The sequence below is a fragment of the Sandaracinobacter sp. genome (assembly GCF_041909755.1).
Taxonomy (GTDB): Bacteria; Pseudomonadota; Alphaproteobacteria; order Sphingomonadales; family Sphingomonadaceae; genus Sandaracinobacteroides.
On record NZ_JAYRCW010000111.1, the window covers coordinates 1 to 7,163 of the forward strand.

Annotated in this window: 8 protein-coding genes; all 8 read right to left on the reverse strand. The window is 68.4% G+C overall.

Annotation, left to right across the window (positions count from 1 at the left end):
• Window positions 1–256 precede the first annotated feature (256 nt).
• Complete coding sequence (locus ACE3O8_RS12085; RefSeq protein ID WP_374390080.1) at window positions 257–985, reverse strand: cistern family PEP-CTERM protein; 729 nt, start codon at window positions 983–985, stop codon at window positions 257–259.
• 105 nt (window positions 986–1,090) lie between these two features.
• Window positions 1,091–2,044 carry an MBL fold metallo-hydrolase gene (locus ACE3O8_RS12090; protein WP_374390082.1) on the reverse strand — a complete coding sequence of 318 codons (954 nt, stop codon included), beginning with the start codon at window positions 2,042–2,044 and terminating at the stop codon, window positions 1,091–1,093.
• Between the two features lie 4 nt (window positions 2,045–2,048).
• Window positions 2,049–2,564, reverse strand: coding sequence for a hypothetical protein (locus tag ACE3O8_RS12095; protein ID WP_374390084.1), 516 nt, complete (start codon window positions 2,562–2,564; stop codon window positions 2,049–2,051).
• A gap of 77 nt (window positions 2,565–2,641) precedes the next feature.
• Window positions 2,642–3,433, reverse strand: coding sequence for a dihydropteroate synthase (gene folP / locus ACE3O8_RS12100; protein ID WP_374390086.1), 792 nt, complete (start codon window positions 3,431–3,433; stop codon window positions 2,642–2,644).
• A 2-nt stretch (window positions 3,434–3,435) separates the two neighbouring features.
• Window positions 3,436–3,960 carry an adenine phosphoribosyltransferase gene (locus ACE3O8_RS12105; protein WP_374390088.1) on the reverse strand — a complete coding sequence of 175 codons (525 nt, stop codon included), beginning with the start codon at window positions 3,958–3,960 and terminating at the stop codon, window positions 3,436–3,438.
• A 13-nt stretch (window positions 3,961–3,973) separates the two neighbouring features.
• Complete coding sequence (locus ACE3O8_RS12110; RefSeq protein ID WP_374390089.1) at window positions 3,974–4,837, reverse strand: MTAP family purine nucleoside phosphorylase; 864 nt, start codon at window positions 4,835–4,837, stop codon at window positions 3,974–3,976.
• A 9-nt stretch (window positions 4,838–4,846) separates the two neighbouring features.
• Window positions 4,847–5,623, reverse strand: a complete 777-nt coding sequence (locus ACE3O8_RS12115) for a S1/P1 nuclease (RefSeq protein WP_374390091.1) — start codon at window positions 5,621–5,623, stop codon at window positions 4,847–4,849.
• The gene (locus ACE3O8_RS12120; protein ID WP_374390093.1) at window positions 5,624–6,925 is read right to left on the reverse strand and encodes a cystathionine gamma-synthase family protein; all 1,302 of its coding nucleotides are present in this window, start codon (window positions 6,923–6,925) and stop codon (window positions 5,624–5,626) included.
• Window positions 6,926–7,163: the final 238 nt, after the last annotated feature.

Below are 7,163 nucleotides of genomic sequence, written 5' to 3' on the forward strand. Positions count from 1 at the left end.
CGCCTGCCATCAGGTCGTGTTTCATGGTTCCAACCCTCGAATTTGCCCCCCGACACCATGGCCCAAGCAAAAAGCCAAAGCGTCGAGTCTGTCCCCTAAACCGCCCCCCAACCCTTAAGGACGCAGCAGGAAACACAGCGGATGTAGCACACCCACTGCCCAAATATGAAGGCCAAAACTGTTTAACGGGCGTTTCGCGACCCCGTTCGTCTCAAAAATTTACATTGTTTCTCCGCTCTTTACGGCGGCTTGGGGTTCAGTCCTTTCCAATGCTGTCAAATTGTTGATTTCCGGCCAGTTTCCGGCGGCGAAGGGCAAATCCCACCGTACCGAACCCGGCAATGAACAAGGCCCAGGCCGCCGGTTCCGGCGCGGGCTCGGGGCTGATCGCGCTCATGCTCAGCACGGCTTCCTGCGGAATGCCCTGCTTCACATGCGATTCCTGCCACCGCACATAAAGGTTGCTCAGGTCGACCACGCTCTGCGGCTGGGCAAAGCTCAGGCGGAACCAGCCCGTCGTGCTGTCGCCCGTCTTCAGGCCGCTGCCGGTGCTCTGGCTGCACGATCCGTTCCCGCCCGACATGAAGCAAAGGTCCGTCGCATAGCTGGCGGTCACCTGGCCCGATCCCTCGCGGTCGAACATGCCAGAGGACAGCGTGCTGCTGACCGCGTCGTCCACATTGAAGCCGAAGCCGTTGATCCGCGCCTTGTTGAAGGCGCCGCTCGCCTGATTCTCCACCTTGTAGGTGAAATACCAGGTGCTGCCCGCCGCCAGGAACAGGCTCAGCGTCAGCTTGGCGTCCAGGGATTCGGTGCCCGCCACCAGGCTGAAGTCGGCCGGGTTCATCAGCCCTTCGAACGCCAGAGTCTGCGTGGCCGGCTGTCCCAGCCCGAAGCTGACAGCCGCATGCGCAGGCGCCGCGAACGGGCCCGAAGCCAACAGGGCAGGCGCAAGAAGCGCGGGGATCAGAAAGCGGGCGACCATGTTCCTTGTCGTTCATTCGTGGCCGGTTCTTTGACCGGCATGCCCTGTTAACCGATTTTGCAGCCCAGATAAAGTGCAACAATCGTAAACCGTTCCGCCCCGTCCTCAGCGACGGTCGTAGAACAGCTTCGCCATCCGGCCGAACAGCGCCAGCGCGTCGGGCGCGTCGGTGCTGCCGCTCCATTCCCGCCACACCGTGTCCACGTTCACCGCGATCCGCTCGGCATCCTTCCATCCGGCATAGCGCCCCAGCCCGATGTCCAGCGCCGCTTCCTCCGGCCCCATGCCCACGGTGAAGCGGGAAACCGCCTCCGCTTCCACGAAGCGCAGGTAATCCGCCACCTCGCGAACGCCCGACAGGTCCGTCAGCGGGCCGTGGCCGGGCACGATATGCGCGGGGTTCATCGCCTCGATCAGGTCGCAGGCGGCGATCCAGTTCGAAACCGGCCCCGCCCACACGATCGGCGTCCCTTCGATGAACAGGATGTCGCCGGTGAACACGGCGGAGGCGTCCGGCACATGCACGATCACGTCGCCCGCCGTATGGGCCGGCCCCACCTCCAGCAGCTGCACGCGGTGGCTTCCCACATCCAGGCTGGCGTGGCCGGAAAAGGTGCGCGTCGGCGGCTTGTGGCGAACCCCGGCAAAGTCGAAGGGGGCGAAGATCTCCGCGAAATAGCGCCCCGCCTCGCCCAGCGCGCCCGCACCGCCCGCCGCTTTCAGCTGCGCCAGCATTTCGGGCGGAAAGGCCTCCATTTCCCGCGCGCTGGCCTCGCTCGCCACGATCTCCGCGTTGGTCAGCAGCGCGTTGCCATGGGTGTGGTCGCCGTTGGCATGGGTATTCACCACCGTGTCGATCGCGTCGCGCCGCACCCCGCAGCTCGCCTCCATCGCGCGCAGCATCTCGTCGGTCAGCGCCTCGTCGAACAGCGTGTCCACCAGGGCGGCTTCCCCGCCGCCGGTGATCAGCCCGGCGTTGGAAAAGCCCCAGCCGCCGTCCGGCTGCATCCAGGCCCACAGCCCGTTGCCCAGGTCGGTCAGGCCCTTCGCATAGGCCACAGGCCTAGCCGTCTTTCCGTGCCTGGGCGCGCTTCCCCTGCTGGCTGACCGAGCCGACCTTCGAGCCCGGCACGTGCGAACTGCGCTTTGCGTTGGGGATGGAGGCCGGGCCGGTGCCGGCGGTGCGGCTGTTGGCGGGCCGGCGCGCAGGCGCCGCGCGCTTGGCGGCGAGCACCCGCTGCTGGCCTTCCAGCATGGCTGCGCGGGCGGCCACGCTTTCGCGGCGGACGATCTCGTCGTTGATGCGGATAAGCGCCTGGGCGAAGACCTGGGTGCGTTCGGCGGGCCGCGCGCTGGTGCCCGGGAAGCTGCCGCCGCGGGGTTCGGCCGTGCCCTTGGTGATACGGCGCTTGGCGCGGGCGAGATCGCGCTCCTTGTCGTGGAGGAGGCGCAAGGAACGGCCGGCGGCGCGGAGGTCGGCCTCGGCCGCCTCGGCGACCTTCGGGCGGAGCGTCTGTTCCACCAGGGTCCATTCGTCATGGTTCAGCAGGCTCTTCGCCCGCTTCGATGAAATCGACATCTACTGCTCCCGCCTGTCGCTATGCCTCACTCTCAGAAGGGCATGGTGCGCCGAGCCGATGTGTGGCGCAAGTGGCATCAGGCGCGGGCAGCGGCCCAGACCTTGAGCGCCTGGGCGGTTGCGCCGACATCGTGGACGCGCAGCCAGGCGACACCCGCCTCCGCGCCGCGGAGCGCGAGGGCGAGGCTGCCGGGAAGGCGGTCGGCGACCGGGGCGGGGCCTGCGATCGCCGGGATCAGCGATTTGCGGCTGGCGCCCAGCAAGAGAGGGACGCCGAGGCTGTGGAAGGCCTCCAGCTGCCGCAGGATCGCGAGATTGTGCTCGAGGCCCTTGCCGAAGCCGATGCCGGGGTCAGCGATCAGGCGTTCTCTTGCGATGCCGGCGGATTCGGCCACGGCGATTCGGGCGGCAAGATGGGCGATCACCTCGGCGGCCGGGTCGCGATAGTCGGCAAGGGCCTGCATTGTCTGCGGGTTGCCGGGCATATGCATCAGCACGACGTGGGCGGTGCTTTGGGCGGCGACAGCAAGGCTTTCGGGGTCGGCCTGGAGGGCCGAGACATCGTTCAGCATCATCGCGCCCGCCGCCAGCGCCTGCCGCATCACCTCCGCCTTCATCGTGTCGATCGAAACCGCCACCCCCGCCCTCGAAAGCGCCGCCACCACCGGGATTGTCCGCCGCAGCTCCTCGTCCAGCGGCACCGGCGTCGCCCCCGGCCGCGTGCTTTCCCCGCCCACGTCGATCAGGTCGGCCCCGGCCTCCCGCAGGGCCATCCCGGCCGCCACCGGGTCCGCATGGCGGCCGCCATCGGAAAAACTGTCCGGCGTCACGTTCAGGATCCCCATGATCCGGGGCAGGGCCGCCGCCATCGTCAGGCCGGATAATGCAGCAGGCTCACGGGGTCCACGCCCTGCGCCTTCAGCCGCGCGGCGCCCGGCAGCCCGTCCAGCTCCATCACGAACAGCGCGCGCGCCACCTCTGCCCCGGCCTTGCGCAGCAGGGTGACGGCCGCTTCCGCCGTGCCGCCGGTTGCCAGCACATCGTCCATCAGCAGCACGCGCGCCCCGGCGGGCACGGCGTCCGCGTGCAGTTCCAGCCGGTCGGTCCCATATTCCAGCGCATAGTCATGGCCGATGGTGGCCGCCGGCAGCTTGCCGGGCTTGCGCACGATCACCAGCCCCGCCCCCGTCAGCTGCGCCAGCGCCGCGCCGAACAGGAAGCCCCGCGCCTCGATCCCGGCGATCAGGTCGAAGGCGCCGGCCCGTTCGGCCAGCGCCGCCGTCGTCGCCTGAAAGGCCGGGCCGTCCGCCAGCAGGGGGGTCAGATCCCGGAACAGGATTCCGGGCTTCGGGAAATCGGGCACCACGCGCACATGGGCGGCAATCCTGTCCAGCATGGGGTCCGTCCGATCAGGCAAAGAAACGCGGCGCGATGGCGCGCAGATGGGCGGTCGCTTCCGCCGGCCAGGCATTGCGCGGGGTCACGATCGCCTGGTCCAGCGCATGCTCCCAGCCTTCGCGGCTGGGCACGGCCAGCGGCTGCCGCGCCAGTCGCGCGCACAGCGCCCCCAACAGCAGTTGCGAACGGGTCCGGTTCGCGGCCATCACCTCCAGCACGGCGGCCGTCGTCACCGCCTCGTCGGCCCAGCTGTCGAAATCGGTCACGAAGGCGGCGATCGCATAGGCCATCTCCGCTTCCCGGGCGAGCGCAGCTTCCGGCATCGCGGTCATCCCCACGATATCCAGCCCCTCGGCCTTCGAAAGCCGGCTTTCCGCCCGCGTCGCAAAGCGCGGGCCGTCGATCGCCAGATAGGTGCCGCCCCCCTTCGCCGGCGCGCCCACGGCGGTGGCGGCTTCCAGCAGCGCATCGGCCAGCTCGGCCGAAATCGGGTCCGCAAGGCTCACATGGGCGACGATCCCGCCGCCGAAGAAGCTGCCCGCGCGCCCGTGCGTGCGGTCGATGATCTGGTGCGGCACCGCCAGCGTGCCGGGCGGCAGGTCTGGCGTGAAGCTGCCGCAGGCGGAAACGGAAAGGATGGCGGTGCAGCCCCGCGCCTTCAGCGCGGCTATGTTGGCGCGATAGTTGATCTCGGCCGGGGCGATGGAATGGTGCGGCCCGTGGCGGGGCAGGAACACCACCGGCAGCCCTTCCAGCCGCCCCTCCACCAGCGCGTCGGATGGCCAGCCCCACGGCGTCTCCTGCGATATCCGGTGCGCCGCCGCCAGCTGTGGCAGGGCATAAAGCCCGCTGCCGCCGATGATGCCAAGCTTCATGGGCCCCTCCTATTTCGACGGCGCCGCGTCGAACAGCGCGTTCAGATAGCTCGCCAGCCGGAACCCGCCCTTCGAAAGCTGCCGCCGCAGCGTGTCGTTCTGCTGGAACACATAGGCGTAGCGAAGCTCGGGATCGGCGGGATACAGCGTCTCCCGCACGGTGATGCTGTCCGCGATCCACTGCTGCGGATCCGGGCTTGACCAGTCGCGCATCTGCTGCGGCGTCGCCGCCGCCAGCAGCCACTGCGTCCATTCCGTGTAGGACAGGTTCTGGTTCTCGATCAGCAGCGTGTCCCACACCGTGTGCAGGTTGGTCTGCTCGCCGAAGAAGGTCACCTTCACGTCATTGCCGCCCCGGTCGCCCTCGCGCCCCACATGCAGCGGCTGGGACAGATCGCCCACGATGTGGATCACGAAGCGCAGCGCCAGCTGCCGGTTGGCGAGGCTTTCCTTCGGGTCTTTCGCCATGTCGGAAAAGCGCTTCAGCGCGGTGGCCGCGTCGCCTTCGGGCGGCGGCCCGGCATAGCCCTTGCCGATGGGGATCGTCACATAGTGCCAGGGAACCGACTGCCGCTGCCAGAAGGGATCGGGGGCGGATCGCATGAAATCCGGCCAGGTCGAGGATTCCGCCACGCTTTCCGTGCCCAGGATCTCCTTCACGGCGGCCCGCGCCTTGGGCGACAGATGCGCATCCGCGATCGCCCCCGTCACACGGTGGCCGTTCTGGCCCCAGGCAAGGGCCGGGGCGGGGGCAAGCAGCAGCAGCGCAACAAGCAGTCGGGTCATTCAGATACTCTCCAGGGCCTGGGCGAAATCGGCGATCAGGTCGTCGGCATCCTCGACACCGATCGAAATGCGGACAAGATTGTCGCTGATCCCCAGCGCGGCCTTGCGCGCATCGGGAACGGACAGGTGCGTCATCGCCGCCGGCGCTGACGCCAGCGTCTCGGTCCCGCCCAGGCTGACGGCGAGCTTCGCGATCCGCAGCGCGTCCAGAAAGGCAAAGGCCTCGCGCTCGCCGCCCTTCAGATACAGGGAAAAGGTGGAACCCGCGCCCGTGCAGTGCCGGCGATAGATATCCCCCTGGCTGGAGGGGTCGTCGGCCAGGAAGCCGAGATAGCCGACATGCTCCACCTTGGGATGCCCGCGCAGGAATTCGCACACCTTCGCGGCATTCTCGCCGGCGCGGCTCATCCGCAGCTCCAGCGTCTCGAGGCTGCGCAGCAGCATCCAGGCGGTGTTCGGGTCGGCGATGGTGCCGATGGTGTTGCGCATCATGCGGATCGGCGTGATCAGCGCCTGCGCCCCCACCACCGCGCCCGCCACCAGATCGGAATGGCCGCCGGCATATTTCGTCAGGCTATAGATCGACAAGTCCGCGCCATGCGCCAGCGGCTGCTGCCACAGCGGGCCAAGGAAGGTGTTGTCGATGGCGATGGGCGGGCCGTCCGCCCCGAACAGCGCGTCGCGCGCCCGGCGCACCGCCTGCACGTCCACCAGCGCGTTCGTGGGGTTCGCCGGGCTTTCCAGATAGATCAGCGCCACCCGCCCCTTTGCCTTCGCGGCTTCCATCACGGCCGCGATCTCCGCCTCGGAACTGCCCGCCGGGAAATCCAGCCAGCCCACGCCGAACTTGCCCAGGATGCGGCCGATCAGCGTTTCGGTTGCGGCATAGAGCGGCCCGGAATGCACGATCATGTCGCCCGGCTGGCAGAAGGTCAGCAACAGGGTGGCGATCGCGGACATGCCGGAGGAGAAGCTCAGCGCGTCTTCCGCCGCTTCCCAGATCGCCAGCCGGTCCTCCAGGATCTCCTGGTTCGGGCCGTTGAACCGGGAATAGACAAGCCCGTCCGCGCCGCCGGGCCGCTTGCCCGTCACGCCCTCGAAATGGCGCTTTCCGGCCGCCGCCGATTCGAACACGAAGGTTGATGTCAGGAAGATCGGCGGCTTCAGCGCCCCTTCCGACAGCGACGGGTCATAGCCATGCCCCATCATCAGCGTCGCGGGTTTCAGCCGGTGGTTGCCGATCGCCAGAATGTCCGGCTTCGGCCTGCGCCGGTTGCCGTCGGGGTTGCCGTCAGTCGCCATCAGTTCTTCCTTCCAGAGGCCCATCCTTAGGCCGGGCAGGTTTCATTTGCACGCGTCCGATGCCTTGCGCGGCCGTCCGCCACGGCCGATAGTCTGCCCCTCAACAGCAGGGGAATCATGGGGATGAGTGCAAATCTGATCGACGCGCTGGGCGGCCTCGGCGGCCTTCAGCAGATCGCCAGCGAACTGGGCGTGGACCAGCAGACGGTGGCAACCGGCGCGGCCGCGCTGCTGCCCG

Excerpts from the sequence above, each read along its gene's own strand:
- ACE3O8_RS12105 (WP_374390088.1), bottom strand. The coding sequence starts at position 3,960 with ATGCTGGACAGGATTGCCGCCCATGTGCGCGTGGTGCCCGATTTCCCG.
- ACE3O8_RS12115 (WP_374390091.1), bottom strand. The coding sequence starts at position 5,623 with ATGACCCGACTGCTTGTTGCGCTGCTGCTGCTTGCCCCCGCCCCGGCC.
- ACE3O8_RS12120 (WP_374390093.1), bottom strand. The coding sequence starts at position 6,925 with ATGGCGACTGACGGCAACCCCGACGGCAACCGGCGCAGGCCGAAGCCG.
- ACE3O8_RS12110 (WP_374390089.1), bottom strand. The coding sequence starts at position 4,837 with ATGAAGCTTGGCATCATCGGCGGCAGCGGGCTTTATGCCCTGCCACAG.
- ACE3O8_RS12095 (WP_374390084.1), bottom strand. The coding sequence starts at position 2,564 with ATGTCGATTTCATCGAAGCGGGCGAAGAGCCTGCTGAACCATGACGAA.
- ACE3O8_RS12085 (WP_374390080.1), bottom strand. The coding sequence starts at position 985 with ATGGTCGCCCGCTTTCTGATCCCCGCGCTTCTTGCGCCTGCCCTGTTG.
- folP (WP_374390086.1), bottom strand. The coding sequence starts at position 3,433 with ATGGCGGCGGCCCTGCCCCGGATCATGGGGATCCTGAACGTGACGCCG.